16 protein-coding genes are annotated in these 14,568 nt (G+C 69.3%); 8 read left to right on the top strand and 8 right to left on the bottom strand.

All coding sequences use genetic code 11. The features are described 5' to 3' along the window. Positions 1-11 precede the first annotated feature (11 nt). Entirely contained in the window at positions 12-1,055 is a 1,044-nt protein-coding gene (locus VKV26_15805) for an LLM class F420-dependent oxidoreductase (protein HLZ71365.1), read from the bottom strand. A gap of 80 nt (positions 1,056-1,135) precedes the next feature. Between VKV26_15805 and VKV26_15800 the strand changes: the two genes are divergently transcribed. Further along, positions 1,136-1,483: a hypothetical protein gene (locus VKV26_15800; GenBank protein HLZ71364.1), complete on the top strand. Its 348-nt coding sequence runs from the start codon at positions 1,136-1,138 to the stop codon at positions 1,481-1,483. A 1-nt stretch (position 1,484) separates the two neighbouring features. Here VKV26_15800 and VKV26_15795 read toward each other — a convergent pair whose 3' ends face one another. Continuing rightward, the gene (locus tag VKV26_15795) at positions 1,485-1,862 is read right to left on the bottom strand and encodes a DUF5615 family PIN-like protein (protein HLZ71363.1); all 378 of its coding nucleotides are present in this window, start codon (positions 1,860-1,862) and stop codon (positions 1,485-1,487) included. 151 nt (positions 1,863-2,013) lie between these two features. On the opposite strand from VKV26_15795, the gene VKV26_15790 reads away from it, so the two are divergent. The 4 genes from VKV26_15790 (at position 2,014) to VKV26_15775 (ending at position 5,303) form a co-directional block, all read left to right on the top strand. Next, the gene (locus VKV26_15790; protein HLZ71362.1) at positions 2,014-2,355 is read left to right on the top strand and encodes a metalloregulator ArsR/SmtB family transcription factor; all 342 of its coding nucleotides are present in this window, start codon (positions 2,014-2,016) and stop codon (positions 2,353-2,355) included. A 10-nt stretch (positions 2,356-2,365) separates the two neighbouring features. Then, a complete protein-coding gene (locus tag VKV26_15785) occupies positions 2,366-2,839 on the top strand; it encodes an SRPBCC family protein (GenBank protein HLZ71361.1) in 474 nt (157 codons plus the stop codon). 96 nt (positions 2,840-2,935) lie between these two features. Continuing rightward, positions 2,936-3,478: a dihydrofolate reductase family protein gene (locus VKV26_15780; GenBank protein HLZ71360.1), complete on the top strand. Its 543-nt coding sequence runs from the start codon at positions 2,936-2,938 to the stop codon at positions 3,476-3,478. 73 nt (positions 3,479-3,551) lie between these two features. Continuing rightward, on the top strand, positions 3,552-5,303 hold the full coding sequence (locus VKV26_15775) for a hydantoinase B/oxoprolinase family protein (protein HLZ71359.1): 1,752 nt from the start codon (positions 3,552-3,554) through the stop codon (positions 5,301-5,303). A gap of 28 nt (positions 5,304-5,331) precedes the next feature. Here the strand turns inward: VKV26_15775 and VKV26_15770 are convergent, their stop codons facing one another. From VKV26_15770 to VKV26_15755, 4 genes are read right to left on the bottom strand one after another with little or no spacing between them, the layout of a single operon-like run. After that, positions 5,332-5,646 carry a hypothetical protein gene (locus VKV26_15770; GenBank protein ID HLZ71358.1) on the bottom strand — a complete coding sequence of 105 codons (315 nt, stop codon included), beginning with the start codon at positions 5,644-5,646 and terminating at the stop codon, positions 5,332-5,334. A gap of 15 nt (positions 5,647-5,661) precedes the next feature. Beyond that, positions 5,662-6,378 carry a hypothetical protein gene (locus VKV26_15765; protein ID HLZ71357.1) on the bottom strand — a complete coding sequence of 239 codons (717 nt, stop codon included), beginning with the start codon at positions 6,376-6,378 and terminating at the stop codon, positions 5,662-5,664. Then, positions 6,375-6,995 (bottom strand): ATP-binding protein, encoded by a 621-nt coding sequence (locus VKV26_15760; protein HLZ71356.1) that lies wholly within the window; start codon positions 6,993-6,995, stop codon positions 6,375-6,377. Before VKV26_15760 ends, VKV26_15765 begins: the two co-directional genes overlap by 4 nt. A gap of 58 nt (positions 6,996-7,053) precedes the next feature. Continuing rightward, the gene (locus VKV26_15755; GenBank protein HLZ71355.1) at positions 7,054-8,013 is read right to left on the bottom strand and encodes an alpha/beta hydrolase; all 960 of its coding nucleotides are present in this window, start codon (positions 8,011-8,013) and stop codon (positions 7,054-7,056) included. 266 nt (positions 8,014-8,279) lie between these two features. Between VKV26_15755 and VKV26_15750 the strand changes: the two genes are divergently transcribed. From VKV26_15750 to VKV26_15740, 3 genes are all read left to right on the top strand, one after another. After that, positions 8,280-8,645, top strand: a complete 366-nt coding sequence (locus VKV26_15750; protein ID HLZ71354.1) for an XRE family transcriptional regulator — start codon at positions 8,280-8,282, stop codon at positions 8,643-8,645. Then, on the top strand, positions 8,645-9,436 hold the full coding sequence (locus tag VKV26_15745; protein ID HLZ71353.1) for an RES family NAD+ phosphorylase: 792 nt from the start codon (positions 8,645-8,647) through the stop codon (positions 9,434-9,436). The genes VKV26_15750 and VKV26_15745 overlap by 1 nt, the downstream gene beginning before the upstream one ends. A gap of 617 nt (positions 9,437-10,053) precedes the next feature. Beyond that, entirely contained in the window at positions 10,054-11,073 is a 1,020-nt protein-coding gene (locus tag VKV26_15740) for an LLM class flavin-dependent oxidoreductase (protein ID HLZ71352.1), read from the top strand. Between the two features lie 84 nt (positions 11,074-11,157). On the opposite strand, the gene VKV26_15735 is transcribed toward VKV26_15740, so the two are convergent. Together VKV26_15735 and cysS are read right to left on the bottom strand one after the other, a co-directional pair. Continuing rightward, entirely contained in the window at positions 11,158-12,342 is a 1,185-nt protein-coding gene (locus tag VKV26_15735) for a glycosyltransferase family 4 protein (GenBank protein HLZ71351.1), read from the bottom strand. Further along, positions 12,339-14,507 carry a cysteine--tRNA ligase gene (gene cysS, locus VKV26_15730; GenBank protein ID HLZ71350.1) on the bottom strand — a complete coding sequence of 723 codons (2,169 nt, stop codon included), beginning with the start codon at positions 14,505-14,507 and terminating at the stop codon, positions 12,339-12,341. The genes VKV26_15735 and cysS overlap by 4 nt, the downstream gene beginning before the upstream one ends. Positions 14,508-14,568 lie beyond the last annotated feature (61 nt).

The raw sequence follows: 14,568 nt of genomic DNA, 5'->3' as shown, positions 1-14,568 counted from the left end.
GGCGCGATCTCCTACCTCACCGGCTCGGCCTGGGCGATCTCGGCCATCAGCTCCAGCGCCTCGTCCTGAGCCGTGCTGATCGTGAGACCCGTGGCGCCGGAGTCTTCCCAGGCGCGGTAGCGCTCGCGGATGCGCGCCGGCGTTCCGGCCAGCGCCATCTCGTCGCAGTACTCGTCCGGGATCGCCTCCGTTGCCTCGGCCTTGCGCCCGGCCAGGTACAGTTCCTGGATGCTCTTCGCCGCATCGCCGTAGCCGCGGCGCACCATCATGTCGTTGTGGAAGTTCTTGTCGCGGTGGCCCATGCCGCCGACGTACAGCGCGATCTGCGGCTTCATCCTGCGGAAGGCCTCGCGCACGTCGTCCGTGATCGTGACCGTGGTGCTGGCCTGGATCTCGAAGTCCTTGAGCGATTTGCCGCCGCCGGCGCGGCGGAAGCCTTCTTCAAGCCAGGGCCGGTAGGTCTGCATGCTGCCGGGCACGAAGCCCAGCGGCAGCCAGCCGTCGGCCAGCTCCGCGGTGAGCTTGACGTTCGACTCGGTGCCGGTGCCCAGCCAGATCGGCAACTTCGGGTTCATGTGCAGGATGCTCTTCAGCGGCTTGCCGATGCCCATCGCGCCTTCGCCGGTATAGGGCAATGATATTTCGCGGCCCGCATGGCTCACGGGCCCTTCGCGGGAAAAGATCTTGCGCATGATCTGCACGTAGTCGCGGATGCGGTAGTACGGCTTGCCCCAGGGCTGGCCGTACCAGCCTTCCACGATCTGCGGACCGGAGACGCCGAGCCCGGCGATCACGCGGCCGCCGGAGAGCGCATCGACCGTGGCGGCCTGCATCGCTGCCATCGCCGGCGTGCGCCCGGCGAGCTGCATGATGCCGGTGCCCAGGCGGATGCGCTGCGTCAGCGCGGCGATGTAGGCCAGCGGCGTGATCGCGTCCGAACCGTAGGCTTCGGCGGTCCAGAGCGAGTCGTACCCCAACCGCTCGGCGAGCAGGAAGCGTTCCATGGGCAGGCGCAGCTCCGCGCCCGAATAGCCGATCGCAAGGCCGAGTTTCATCGCCATTCCTCCGCAGGCCGGACCGCCGGCCGCTTCATCATAGCGGCTGCGGCGCCGCACGGAACTGGTACACTTGCGGCATGACGACACCCGCGCTGACAGAGGCCGAGAAGCTGGCCCGTGTGCCCGGCATCTTTTATGTGGATGAGCCGGCGGGGCGGCGCGCCCGCATCTCGGGCACCGGGCTCGACGTCTTCGAGCTGATCGAGGTCTGGCTGGGCGTCGATCGCGACCGGGCGAGGCTGGCCGACTACTTTTCGTGGATGACGCCGGAGCAGCTCCAGGCCGGGCTAGACTTCTACGCCGCCTTCCCCGAGGAGATCGACCAGCGCCTGGCGCGCGAGTGGGAGATCGCTCGTCGATTGGAAGCGGCGGAGAAGATTACGCCGGCCCTGATCAGACAGATTCTCAGCGACCTCGATCGGTAGCTCAATCTCGGCGCAGCGGGCTTACGAAATCGGTGAGGTCTGCCGGCATCCCCTCCGGAAACCGTCGCAGATACGCCGCGATCGCTCGTGCCATGCCACCGTAGTCCTCGTCGGCGAAGGTGGGAGAGAGGATCAGCACACCGGCATGGTGTCCGCCGGCGAAGCCGAGTTGATCGGCCAGCTCAAGGAAGTCATTGCGATTGCGCGTGACGAGCACCCGCCCTTCAGCCGCGGCGAACGCTAACTGGTCCGGGTCTTTGGCTTGCAAGCGGCCGGCCTCGCGCGTGGTGAGCACGTCGAAGCCGGCGGCGCGCAGCGGCGGCGCGATCTGCACGGGCACGTCTTCATCGAGATAGAGGCGCGGGCGCGCGGGGTTCACCCTCGCATCATGCCCACTCCGCGGCTTCCGCGCAGCCGCGCACGGCGCCGGATCCACCAACCTTGCGAATGGCCGCTGACTCCGGCCTTACGTCCGCTGCGCTGAGCGAAGTGCCTTGACAGGGCCACTGTTCGGCGCAATACTTAAGAAGATGGTTAACCAATACACCGCGCTCGACCGCATCTTCCAGGCGCTCGCGGACCCGACCCGCCGCGGCATGGTGGAGCGCTTGAGCCGCGGGCCGGCCTCGGTCAGCGAGCTGGCGCGGCCCCTGCCCATGTCGTTGCCGGCGGTGGTGCAGCACCTGCAGGTGCTGGAGGCGAGCGGGCTGGTCCGCTCGCAGAAGCTGGGGCGGGTGCGCACCTGCCGTATCGATCCCGCCGCACTGAGCCTGGCCGAGCGCTGGATCGCCGCGCGCCGCACGCTCTGGGAGCAGCGCCTCGACCGCCTCGGCGACTTTCTCGCGCAGCACCCCGACCAACCGGAACAGTAAGGAGTACGTCATGTCCGAGCGATCTGTCACCCACGCGACCTTCGTGATCGAGCGCACCTACGCCGCTTCGCCGGCGCGCGTCTTCGCCGCCTGGGCCGATCCCGCGGCCAAGGCCCGCTGGTTCGCCGGTCCAGATGAGTGGCAACCCGGCCCGCATGAGCTCGACTTCCGCGTCGGCGGCCGCGAGCGCGTCAGCGGCGTCCCCAGGGGCGGCCCGGTGCACACCTTCGAAGCCCGCTACCACGACATCGTGCCGAACGAGCGCATCATCTCCAGCTACGACATGTACATGGACGAGACGCGGATCTCGGCCTCGCTGGCCACGGTCGAGCTCCAGCCGGCGGGCGATGGCACGCGGCTCATTTACACCGAGCAGGGCGCTTTCCTCGACGGCTACGACGATCCCGCCCTGCGCGAGCACGGGACGGCCGAGCTGCTGGACGCGCTGGGCGCGGCGCTGGCGCGCGAGCACGCCAACGCCTGACCGGCTCTCATCTGCCGGCGCGGGTCGGCGATGGTTCAATCGGGAACCTTCGCCAGGCGGAGACAGCCGCGCATAGAACAAGCGGGGACGATCATCATGCTGATCCGCACTCACATCGGCGTTAGCCTCGACGGGCTGATGGCGACGGCCGACGGCTCCCCCATCTGGAACTCGATGCCAACGTTCGTGCCGGGGCACTCGCACGGCTACCCGGAGTTCATCGAGGGCTGCGAGGCTGTCGTCGTGGGCCGTACCAGCTTCGACTTCGGTCACGCCTACTGGACCGAGCAGGGCGGCTGGCCGTGGCCGAACCTGCGGGTCTACGTCCTCACCTCGCGCCCGCTGCCCGAGAGGCGGCATGCAGACGTCGTGGCCGTACCGGGCGGCCCGGCGGGCCTGCTCAAGCAGCTGCGCGGTGGAAGTGTCAATGGCGACGTGCAGTTGCTTGGCGGGCCGCGCGTGATCCAGGGGTTCCTCGACCTCGGCGCGGTCGACCGGCTGGGGCTGGTGATCCTGCCGATCCTGGCGGGCGCTGGCGTTCACCTCTTCGCTTCCGGCGGGGTGACGCGGTCGCTGCGCCTGGAACGCCAGCGCGCCTTTCCCGACGGCGCCGTGCAACTCGTCTACGCGCAGGCGTGAGGATGTGGCACGATGGCGTCGCGGCGGGAACGGGACGCCGGTCGCCGGCCGGCGCGGGCGAAGGAGGCGGAGCATGGCCGTCAGCCCGGTGACGAGCGAGCTGATCAACGGCGCCCTGACCGCGGCGATTCACGAGATGGAGGTGCTGATCAACCGCACCGCCATGTCCGCCATGATCAAGGAGAAGAAGGACTTCTTCGTCGGCCTGTTTGACGCGCGCGGCCGCCTGCTCGCCGCGCACGTCTCCTTCACCGCGCCCGGCCTGATCGAGCCCGTCCTGTGCCAGTACCCGATCGAGACGCTGCGCCCCGGCGACGTCTTTTGGTACAACGACCCGTATCTCTCGCAGGGCGCGATCCAGCACCTGGGCGACATGGTCTTCATCTCGCCCGTGTTCGACGCGGGCGAAGTCGTGGCCTTCTCGGCCACCTTTGGGCACTTCCGTGACATCGGCGGCACGCGTGCTGGCAGCATCTCGCCGGGCGCCACGGAGATCTTCCACGAGGGCACACGCGTGCCGCCGATCCGCATCTTCGCCGGCGGCGTGCTCAACGACGAGGCATACCGTGTGCTGCTCGCCAACTCACGCTTCCCCGCCGACCTCGAAGGCGACACCCGCGCCCTGATGGCGAGCTGCCGTCTCGGCGTCGAGCGGCTGGAGGAGCTGCTGCGCCGCCACGGCCGCGAGACGGTGCTCGCCGCGCTGGACGACCTGATCCACCGCACCGGCACGGCCGCGCGGTCGCTGCTGCGATCGCTGGTGCCCGAGGGCGAGCACGCCTTCTACGACTTCGCCGACGATGACGGCAACTCCGGCCAGTCGTACAAAGTCGCGCTCACGCTGCGCCGGCGTGGCGACCGCGTGACCGCCGATATCAGCGAGAGCGGCCCGCAGGCGAAGGGGCCGATCAACTTCCTCGTCACGCTGGGCTACCTGAACCTGCTCTTCGGCCGCTACCTGATGGGCCTCGACCCGACGCTGCCGCTGAACGAGGGCTTGCTGCACACGATCGACGAGCTGGCGGCGAAGCCGGGCACGGTGACGCAGCCGCGTTTCCCGGCGGCCACGGGCCTGCGCAGCCACGTGCGCCAGCGCATCAGCGGCTGCATGCTCGGCGTGCTGAGCGTGGCGACGAATGGGCAGGCCGCGGCCAACTCGCCCGTCTACGTGATTTACACGCTGCGCCTGCTGGACGAGCGCACCGGTGCGTTCGACGTCTGCTCCGAGGGCGTGGGCGCGGGCCTGGGCGCCCGGCCCGACGGCGACGGCGCCAGCGCGATCTACTTCACCGTGCAGCAGAACTTCCCCGTCGAGTTCCTGGAGCGCGAGCACGGCCTGCTGGTGGAGCGCTACGCGATCGCCGCCGACTCGGGTGGGCCGGGGCGCTGGCGCGGCGGCTGCGGCGTGGTGCGCGAGGTGCGCGTACTGGGCAGCGGCACGGTGCTGGCCACGCGCATGGACAACGTCAAATATCCCTGCTTCGGCGTGAACGGCGGGCGCGCGGCGCGGCCGGGCTGCTTTGTGCTCAACCCCGGCACGCCGGGCGAACGCCTGCTGCCGCCGATCGGCGACGACATCGCCCTGGATGCCGGCGACCTGCTGCGCGTGGTCACGACGGGCGGCGGCGGCTGGGGCGATCCGTTCCTGCGCGAGCCGGCGCGCGTGCGCCAGGACGTGCTCGAAGGGTTCGTGAGCGTGCGCGGCGCCCGCGACGACTACGGCGTGGTACTCGACCCGGAGACGTATCGCCTGGACGAGGAAGAGACGGCACGCCTGCGCGCAGCCCCGCGCGAGCGCGCCGCCGCGCTGTTCGACCGCGGCTGAGCGAGCGACGCCGGACTGAGACGCAGCGCTACGGCGCGTCGACCTGCGGTCCCTGCTCTTCCTCTGCCTTCTCCTTCTCGGCGATGATGGCAAAGCAGTCGATGCAGACCTTTTTCACCGAGGCGGGCATGTAGGGCCGGTGCTTGATGCGCCGGCCGCAGACAGCGCAGTCGGTCTTCACATCGTCTGTGAAGTAGGCCGGCCCCTCGTCCGGCATGCAGATGATGCAGTCGGCCTTCGCCATCTCCTCGTCGGGCACGACGGTGATCGGAAACGGCAGCCCCGGCAGGTGCACCTGCCGGCGCCGCGGCCGCTTCGTCTTGCAAAACGGCTTGTACTTCACGGGCGATCTTCCGTTCTACAATCGTCGTTCAAGGAAACGACGCTGTTCTTCTTCAAGCAAAGCGCGCGGTGGCTCCGGCCAATTGAAGCGCTTCAGGATGCGAATGGTTGCATCAACCGCGAGACGGGGAGCGTCCGCGATTAGTATTGCGGCAGGCTGGGTCGCCGACCATCCGATCGAGTCCTGATCGGCCACATATCGGCCGTGGATCATACGACCCGTAGGAGCACTCACCATTCGCGACTTGGTGCCGTTCAGTTCGATGCGCAGACTGCCCGCGGAATCGAGCACGCCTCGATACGCCAGCCCTTTGGAGAACTCCAGTATCTCCGTCAGGGTGTAGAGCACGTCGATGAAATTGATATGAGGCGAGCCCGGAGCGCGATTCTCTCGGTGATGAGCGGATTCGGATGACATCGGCACCCGATCACCCCGCATAGCAAATTGATGCACGAACTGCCCACTCTGGTACATCCGCCACAGCTCGACATGGTTACCGAAGTCGCTGCCGGACTGGATGAAGTCCTCGCCGCGGTCGTACCCGTTGTTGTCGACGTGGGGGTAGTCCCAGCCCCTCAGGCGAACGCTGGCAGCTTCGATGAGCTTCTCGCAGTCACGCAACGTGGGAATGCGGCGCTCTTCGAATACCGTGGGGTGGACAAGCACACGCCAATAACCCGTCTCGTGGATGCGGGCAAGACGGCCATCGGTCTCGGAGATGGTGGTGGTCACAGGTTCCCTCGCTGCTGCTCGAAGCGCTTCGCGTCCGACGGCTGGGTCTGCGGGCTAATCAGCCCGCGCAGGGCCGCGATGATCGGCTGCAGGCGTTGCTCGACGCCGACCGCGATCGCGCGGTCGAGCAGTTCGCGCATCTCCGATTGGGTACGGATCTCCGCCGACTCGTGTCTGGCGTAGGTGCGCGTGTAGATCGCCGCCTCGCGCAGATGCATGCCGTTGCGCGTGCAGACCAACGGCAGCTCACGGAAACCGTTGACCTGGACGATCACAAACCGCCGCTCTTCCCAGCCCACATGGCGGACAGCGAGTTCGACAAACGGGTCCGCCCGACCGTTCACGTACTCTTGCACCCGGTCTTGCTGATAGCTTGCGTCAACCTCGTCGCTGACGCCGTTCGGCTCCCAGGCGTCCGGAGCCACCTGATCCATGCCGATAACGATGCTGCCCCCGCCGATGTTCGCCATCGCCATCGTGGTGCGGGCGATGCGTGAGTTGACGGCGTCGACTCCCCATGCAAAGGGCTCTTGGCCGCTCGACCCCTTGTACTCGATGTTGCGCTCCTCGCGAGCATGCAGGATGAGGTCGAGGAGTGCAGGGTCGCTGTCGGGCATCGGGCGGGCGGCCTCCTGCGAGGCTCGGATTCAAGTGTACAACCCGAAACGCGCTGGCCTACGCAGCCCCGACTACTGCCCGCTGCAGGAAGGCGTCGATGCGGCGGTTGGCGGCGCGGCCGAGGCTGCTGGGCATGCCGTTGAAGCCGTGCACGCCGCCGGCGTAAACGGCCAGCTCGGCCTGGTTGCCCGCGGCCAGCCAGCGCTGGTGCATGAACAGCGTGTCGTCCAGCAGCGGGTCGAGCGTGCCAACGGTGAACAGCGCCGGCGGCAAATCGTGCAGATCCGCGTAGAGCGGCGAGACGTCCGGATCGCGGCGCTTGCTCGCATCCGGCACGAAGTGATCGTAGAACCAGGCCATCGTCGGCGTGCTCAGCACCAGGTGGCGCTCGCCCCAGTTCGCCTGTGATGGCGTCATCGAGAGGTCGTAGACGCCGTAAACCAGGTTCGCCGCCAAAAAGCCGCGGTAGTCGTGGCGGTTGCGCAGGCGCAGGATCGTGGCCGCGGCCAGGTGCCCGCCGGCGGACTCGCCGCCGATCAGCAACTTCTGCGTGCCGAACTCGGCCTTCGCCTGCTTCACCAGCCAGGCGCCCACGGCCTCGCAGTCGTCCTGACTGGCAGGATGGGGATGCTCCGGCGCCAGGCGGTAGTCCACGCTGACCACGGCGAGATTGCAGCTCTGCATGATGCGCTCGTTGCGCACGTCGCTGTGATGCGCCCGGCCCAGCACCCAGCCGCCGCCATGGATGTGCAGATAGACGCCCTGCACCGTCTCCGGCAGGAAGAGGCGGCAGGGCACGCCGGCGATCGTGCGCTCCTGCGCCAGCTCGGAGGTGACGATCGGGCCGAAGGTGCCGCCGCCCGCCTCGCGCTCGTCGCGCACCTCCTGCGGCTGGCGCAGATAGGTCGGTGTGACGCCGGCCATCAGCGCTTCGAGCTTTGCGTTGAACGCAGCAGTCTCCGCATCGATGGCGGCGGGATCGTAGGGGCTGCGCTCGGAACGGGCCTCGATGGTCATCGCCTATGCCTCCCCGCGCTGGCTGCGCGCCAGCCGGAGTGTACCATTCCGCCCGGCCGCCGCGAGCAGCAGCGAAGGACGTCCATCGACCGCAGGACCTCAACCGCGGGGCGGGGCGCAGGCTGAGGCTGCCGAGTCAGAAGGCGTCGATGTGCCGGCCCGCGTGGTATGGGGTCGCACGGGCGTTTCGCGGTGGATTTCTGGCCACGTTTTTGGCGGTATACTAATCCTGAATCGCGTGCTGGTTCTGCGTGTGGGGTACCGCCATGACGACGGCGATGGAGCAGCTGGCGCACCGGCAGGCCACGAAGGCAGCCATATCCGAGGTCGCCGCTGCCTTGCAGAGCGTGCTTGGTCAGCAGATCACGGCAGTCATCGCCGGCATCAAGGACGCCAAGGCGGTTGGCCAGTGGGCGCGTGGCGAACGCGAGCCGCACCCCGCAGCCGCAAGACGCCTGCGTTCTGCCTTCCAGGTCGCGCAACTCCTGCTCCAGGTCGATGATCCCGGCGTCGTGCGCGCCTGGTTTGTCGGCATGAATCCTCTGCTTGAGGACGAATCCCCGGCACTGGCGCTGACGCACGAGCCGGCGAAGGTCATGGATGCGGCCCGCGCCTTTGCGTACAGCGGCTGATGTCCGGTGCCGTGCTCGCTGTGCCGGCCGGCCCGTTCTTCCGCATCGGCCGCTATCCCGATCCACTGGCGTGGCCTCCGCCCGAATACTCCGGCATGAACCGCTTCGATGATCCAGCGGGGCGCTTCCAAGTGTTGTATGCCGGAGAACAGCGGCTTGCCTGCTTCGTCGAGACGCTGGCGCCGCTGCGGCCTGACGTGCGGACGATCGCCCTGGCGCGGTCCCTCCCCGCCGACCCCGATGCCGCGGAAGAGGCTCCTGCTGGCACGGTGCCGTCCGCCTGGTTAGCCGCGCGGCGCATCGGCGCCTTCTCTCTCAGGGCCGGCCAGCAATGGCTGGACCTGCGAGCCTTCTCCACGCGCGAAGCGCTGCGCGCGAATCTGGCGGCGCGCTGGGCCGAGCTTGCTCTCGAGGATTTTGATCTGGGCGACGCCGTGACGCGTCGCCGCGCAGTCTCCCAGGCCATCGCGGGCTGGGCGTACAAGCACGGCTACCAGGGCATCGCTTACCCCAGCCGGTTCGATGCCGGCTTGAGCTGCTGGGCGCTCTTCAGCGGCGCCCGCATCGTGCCGTTAGCGAACGACCGGATAGCCGCCGATGACCACGATCTACTGGCGGCATTGCGGCTGCTGAACCTGCGTCTCGGCTGGGTTGGCTATGCGCCGGGGGGGCGCAGGCTGAGGCTGCCGAGCCAGAAGGCGTCGATGTGGTCCAGCCGGCCGCGCCAGAAGGGGACGGTGGCGATCTCGCCGCCGGGGCCGATCAGCCGCGCGTCCTGCAGGTGCAGATAGGCGGGGCGCACGCGGTCTTCCGGCTCGGTGGGGGCGCGCTCGTTTTGCAGCAGCCGCAGCCGCCGCTCGCGCCGTGCCTCCTGCTGCCCGCCGAAGCCGTCGAACAGCCCGGCCACCGCCTCAAGTGTCTCCTGCGGCGCTTCGCCGCCGCCGGCGCCGCGCACCAGCTCCGCCAGGCCGCGGAAGTAGGCAACCATGCTCACCAGCACGCCGCTGACGAGGAAGCCGCCCGCCTGCACGGTCACGGCCATGCTGAAATCGCTGTCGTCGCAGACGCCGACCAGCTCGGAGAGCACGGCATCGGTGACGCGCAGACGGTAAGTGTCTTCCGCCTGCGCCGCCGCCTCGGCAGCCCGGCGCTCGACCTGGTGCTCGGACATCGATCGCCCTGCAAGGTGACAGGTTACAGGTGACAGGTTACAGGATTGAGGAGGTTGGACCAGCGCAGTGGTTGGCGATCCGTGTCTGCCGCTGGATGACGACAGATGGCTGGCTTGTGGCGGCGTGCCTGCACGCTGATCCGATCGGCCGGCGCCGCCGGCCCAATCCCTGTTCCCTGTTCTCGCTCACCTGTAACCTGTCACCAGTCACCCGTCACCTCCCGCGGAGCAGACGCGATGCCGTTGAAGTTCGGCCTCTGGTACGACTTCCGCAACCCGCCGCGCCGGCAGCAGCCGGCAGATCGGCTCTACGCCGAGACGTTCGAGCACATCCAGCAGGCCGAGGCGCTGGGCTTCGACGACATCTGGACCAGCGAGCATCACTTCGTCGAAGACGGCTACTCGCCCTCGCTGCTGCCGATCTGCGCCGCGATCGCCACCCGCACCAGCCGCGTGACGATCGGCACCAACATCCTCCTGCTGCCGCTGCACGACCCGATCCGCATCGCCGAAGACGCCGCCACGGTAGACGTGATCTCCAGCGGGCGCTTCATCTTCGGCCCGGCCGTGGGCTACAAGGCGGATGAGTTCGAGGCGCTGGGCAAGGCGTACCACCGTCGCGGCCGCATCACGGACGAAGCGATCGCCGTGATCAAGCAGGCCTGGACGGAAGACACCTTCAGCTTCAGCGGCCGCCACTTCCACTACGAGAACCTGCGCGTCACGCCGAAGCCCGTGCAGCGGCCGCATCCGCCGATCTGGTTCGGCGGCTTCAGCGAGCCCGCCATCCGCCGCGCGGCGCGCGAGGGCGACGGCGTGCTGCTGGCGGGCGCCGGCGCCACGCTGATCGCCGCCTACCGCGATGCCCTGCGCGAGGCCGGCCGACCGGAAGAGGCGGAGCGGCCGCACATCGCCGCCGGCACGCGCTGGACGGCGGTGGTGGAGGATCCGGACGAGGCCTGGGCTGATCTGGGCGAGTTCGCGCTGCACCGGGCGCAGCAGTATCAGCAGTGGTTCAGCGCCGCGGGCATGAGCGTCGCCGGCCAGACGCCGCCGCACAGCGTGGCCGACCTGCGCGCCCGCAGCCCGCAGATGTTCGTCACGCCGGAGCAGGCGGTCGCCTCGCTGCGCGAGACACTGGCCGTGGCGCCGATCGAGCGCGTCTTCTGGTGGGCGATCTTCCCCGGCCAGCGCCCGCGCGACGCCGTGCGCAGCATGGAGCTGGTAGCGCGGCAGGTGATGCCCGCGTTCCGCTAACCGGCGGCGCGGCGTCGTCCATTTGCCGAATGAAGAGGAAATAGGGGTTCTTGTTCCTCGGCCGAATGCTGCGCCCCACAGCCTCTATTCCCGGTTCCCTGTTGCCTCACGCTCGGCCAGCGCCTCGCGGTAGAGGCCGACGAAGCGCTCCAGCACCGGCGGCCAGGTGAAGGTCGTGGCGTAGCGGCGCGCCTGGGCGCCGAGTTGCTGCCGTTCCGCGTCATCGTTGAGCAGCCGCACCAGGCTCTCCGTCGCGGCGGCGCGATCGTGCTCCGGGCAGACGGTGGCGCCCTCGCGCAGCAGTTGCGCGTTGGCGCCCACCCGATGCGTGAGCACGGGCACGCCGGCGACCATCGCCTCGAAGAAGACCAGGCCGAACGCCTCGTAGTGTGAGAACAGAGCGAAGAGGTCCGCGCGGTGGTACCAGGCGCGCACTTCCGCGTCCGTCAGCTCGCCCGTGATCAGGACTTTGTCTGCAAGGCCAAGGTCGCGGACCTGGCGCTCGATCGCCTGCTGCCCGCCCTCGTCGCGCCCGACGAGCACCAGCCGCGCCGGCCGCTGCAGTCGCGGCTGGGCGGCGGCGAAGGCCTCGATCAGGAACTGCTGGTTCTTGTGCTCGCCCAGGCGGCCGACGCAGAGCACGGTGAGCGGCGCGCCTGCCGGCCGCGGCTCCGGCGGCGCATCGTCCGGATCGACGCCCCAGGGCACGACCACCTGCTTGCGCGCTGGCACATGGTAGGTGCGATGCACGGCGCGCCGTTCCAGCGGTGAGAGCGCCGTCACGCGGTCGGCGCGGCGGCAGAGCGCGATGTTGACCGGCTGCAGCCAGAACTTGTCCCGCGTCAGCGTGTGGAACGAGGGCGAGAAGATCACGGCGGTGCCCGGCGGCGCGCTGCGGGCGCTGAAGTAATGCCCCCAGAACCAGCCGTCGCCCACCCAGTGCAGCACGTTCGGGCGGAAGGCGCGGATTGCCGCGCCGATCGCCCGCGGCGGAAACCAGACGAGCGGCACGGAGAAGTACGGCGGCGCCACCCTGGGCCAGGCCGGCAGGCGGATGATCTCGACGCCGCCGTCCATCCGCTCGCGCGCCGGCAGCCCCTCCATCCAGTGGCGGGGAAACTCGAAGTGCGTGGTGAGCACGCCGACGGCGGCGACGTCGGCGCGGCGCCGCATGCCGGCCGAAAGCCGCTCGATCACCCGCTCGATGCCGCCGAGATAGGGCTTGTAATACGGCGTGAGAAAGAGCACACGCAGCGGCGGCTCGTTCACCGCTGGCTGCCGGCGCCGCCGGCCACGGCCACGCGCTGGCCGGCGCGCTCGCGCCAGCGGTGCAGGAAGCGGTTGAAGTTCTTCTTGCTCAGCGAGTCGCGCTGCTCATCGCTCAGGCTGTGCCAGACGCGGTGCGGATGCATGATCAGCGGCAGGTTCGGCACGGCGGCGAGCCGCAGGCCGTGCTCGCGGATCTGGTAGCTGTAGTCGAGATCGAGGTTGCGGTAGAAGCGGTACTTCTCGTCCATCAGGCCGACCTCGGCCACGCGGGCGCGGCGCAGGGCGACGAGGTAGCCTTCGAGCGCGTCGATCGGCTCGCCCTCGGCCGGGTCGAAGCAGTGCAGGCTGTTGGCGACGAGTCCGTAGGCGCCCGCCGCGCCCACACCGGGCTGCTCCAGCGCCGCCAGCAGCGGGCCGAGCGGGTCGCCGCTGAACTCGATGCAGGTGTCCACGAGCACGACGGTGCGCCCGAGCGCCTGCTTCAACACGGCGTTGCGGCCGGCGCCCTCGCCCAGGTTGTGGTCGGCGCGGATCACGTGCAGGCGCGGCTCGGCCGAGGCCAGCTCGTCCAGCCGGGCGCGGGTGTCGTCGGTCGAGCCGTTGTCCATCACCAGCAGCTCGAAGGCGCGCCCGGCGCAGGCGCTGAGGATGCTGCGGGCGCAGCGCAGCAGATCATCCGCCGCGTTGTTGATGACCAGGCCGATGGTGACCTCACAGGCGTCGGGCTCGTGCAGGCGCGAGGCGATCTCCTCCGCGCGGGTGACGCCCTGCTCGGCGGGCGGCGGCGGATGCGGCAGCGCGAAGGTCGAGTCGCCGCGATCGTGTACCTCGAACTGCCGGGCGTGAAGCACCTCGCGCAGGCTGTCGGCACGGACAAAGTCGTGGTGCCGCCGGGCACGCTCACGCACGTGCACCAGCGAGGCGATCGGCGCGGGCAGCCGCTCCTCGCGTGCCGCCTCAAGGTCGAGCCCAAGCACCGTGTCCGCCTCGAGCAGGGCGGCGACCTTGGCCGCTTCCTCGCCGGGCGCGTGCAGCATCTGCCAGACCGCGCCCAGCGCCTCCGGCAGGTTGAGGTCGTGCTCAAGCGCCGCCTCGAAGCGTTCGAGCCAGGGCCGCGCCCAGGCGGCATCGGCGCGCGGCGCCGCCAGTGAGACGCGCTCGCGCAGGCGGCTCAGCGCCTGCTGCGCCGAACGCAGCGCCTCGAAGGTGAAGTTCAGCTGATGGCGGTAGTGCGCGGTGAGACAGAGATAGCGGAAGGCGAGCGGATCGAAGCCGCGCGCCGCCAGCTCTGCCAGCGTGTAGGCGTTGCCGGTCGATTTCGCCATCTTCAGGCCGTCCACGAGCAGGTGCTGGCCGTGCAGCCAGTGCCCGACGAAGCGCAGGTCGGTCGCCGCCTCGCTCTGGGCGCACTCGTCCTCGTGGTGGGGGAAGATGTTGTCCACGCCGCCGGTGTGCAGATCGAGCTGGGCGCCGAGGTGCTTGATCGCCATCGCCGAGCACTCGATGTGCCAGCCGGGGAAGCCGTCGCCCCAGGGACTCGGCCACTTGAGCGTGCGATCGGCCTCCGCCGCCTTCCAGAGGGCGAAATCGCGCGGGTCGCGCTTCAGCGGGTCGGTTTGTACGCGCACGCCCTCGGCCAGCGCCTCGCCGCGCGTGTTGCCCGATAGCTGACCGTAGCGCGGGAAGGAGCCGACGTCGAAGTAGACGTTGCCGCCGGCCACGTAGGCGTGCCCGCGCTCCTGCAGCCGCTGGGTCAGGGCGATCATCTCCGGCACGTGCTCGGTGGCCTTCGGGTTCACGGCCGCGGGCAGAATGTGCAGCGTCTGCAGGTCGTCGAGGTAGCCGCGCGTGTAGAAGGCGGCGATCTCGGCCGGCGTCTGCCCGGCAGCCAGCGCCGCGGCCACAACTTTATCCTCGCCGCGGTCGAGCTGCTCCTGTCGCATGTGGCCAACGTCCGTGATGTTCACCACCTGGCGCACCTCGTAGCCGCCGCGGGCCAGGGCGCGCCGCAACCAGTCGGCCATCAGGTAGGAGCGCAGGTTGCCGATGTGCACCGGGCGGTAGACGGTCGGTCCGCAGGTGTACATCAGCACCGCGGGCGGCCGCAGCGGGGCGAACGGCTCGACGCGGCGGTTCAGCGTGTTGAAGAACTGGAACGGACCCATGACTTCTCCCGCCCGAGATGACAGGTGACGGGGCACAGGGGTGGTGGCCGAGACTGGCGCC

Source organism: Dehalococcoidia bacterium, assembly GCA_035310145.1.
Lineage (GTDB): Bacteria > Chloroflexota > Dehalococcoidia > CAUJGQ01 > CAUJGQ01 > CALFMN01.
The sequence above is the reverse complement of the archived record's forward strand: the minus strand, read 5'-3'. Positions and strand labels throughout refer to the sequence as shown.

Bases quoted from the DNA above. Each gene is read 5' to 3' on its own strand.
- VKV26_15740 (HLZ71352.1), top strand. From the start codon at position 10,054: ATGCCGTTGAAGTTCGGCCTCTGGTACGACTTCCGCAACCCGCCGCGC.
- cysS (HLZ71350.1), bottom strand. From the start codon at position 14,507: ATGGGTCCGTTCCAGTTCTTCAACACGCTGAACCGCCGCGTCGAGCCG.
- VKV26_15785 (HLZ71361.1), top strand. From the start codon at position 2,366: ATGTCCGAGCGATCTGTCACCCACGCGACCTTCGTGATCGAGCGCACC.
- VKV26_15750 (HLZ71354.1), top strand. From the start codon at position 8,280: ATGACGACGGCGATGGAGCAGCTGGCGCACCGGCAGGCCACGAAGGCA.
- VKV26_15745 (HLZ71353.1), top strand. From the start codon at position 8,645: ATGTCCGGTGCCGTGCTCGCTGTGCCGGCCGGCCCGTTCTTCCGCATC.
- VKV26_15790 (HLZ71362.1), top strand. From the start codon at position 2,014: ATGGTTAACCAATACACCGCGCTCGACCGCATCTTCCAGGCGCTCGCG.
- VKV26_15755 (HLZ71355.1), bottom strand. From the start codon at position 8,013: ATGACCATCGAGGCCCGTTCCGAGCGCAGCCCCTACGATCCCGCCGCC.
- VKV26_15800 (HLZ71364.1), top strand. From the start codon at position 1,136: ATGACGACACCCGCGCTGACAGAGGCCGAGAAGCTGGCCCGTGTGCCC.
- VKV26_15805 (HLZ71365.1), bottom strand. From the start codon at position 1,055: ATGAAACTCGGCCTTGCGATCGGCTATTCGGGCGCGGAGCTGCGCCTG.
- VKV26_15760 (HLZ71356.1), bottom strand. From the start codon at position 6,995: ATGCCCGACAGCGACCCTGCACTCCTCGACCTCATCCTGCATGCTCGC.
- VKV26_15775 (HLZ71359.1), top strand. From the start codon at position 3,552: ATGGCCGTCAGCCCGGTGACGAGCGAGCTGATCAACGGCGCCCTGACC.
- VKV26_15780 (HLZ71360.1), top strand. From the start codon at position 2,936: ATGCTGATCCGCACTCACATCGGCGTTAGCCTCGACGGGCTGATGGCG.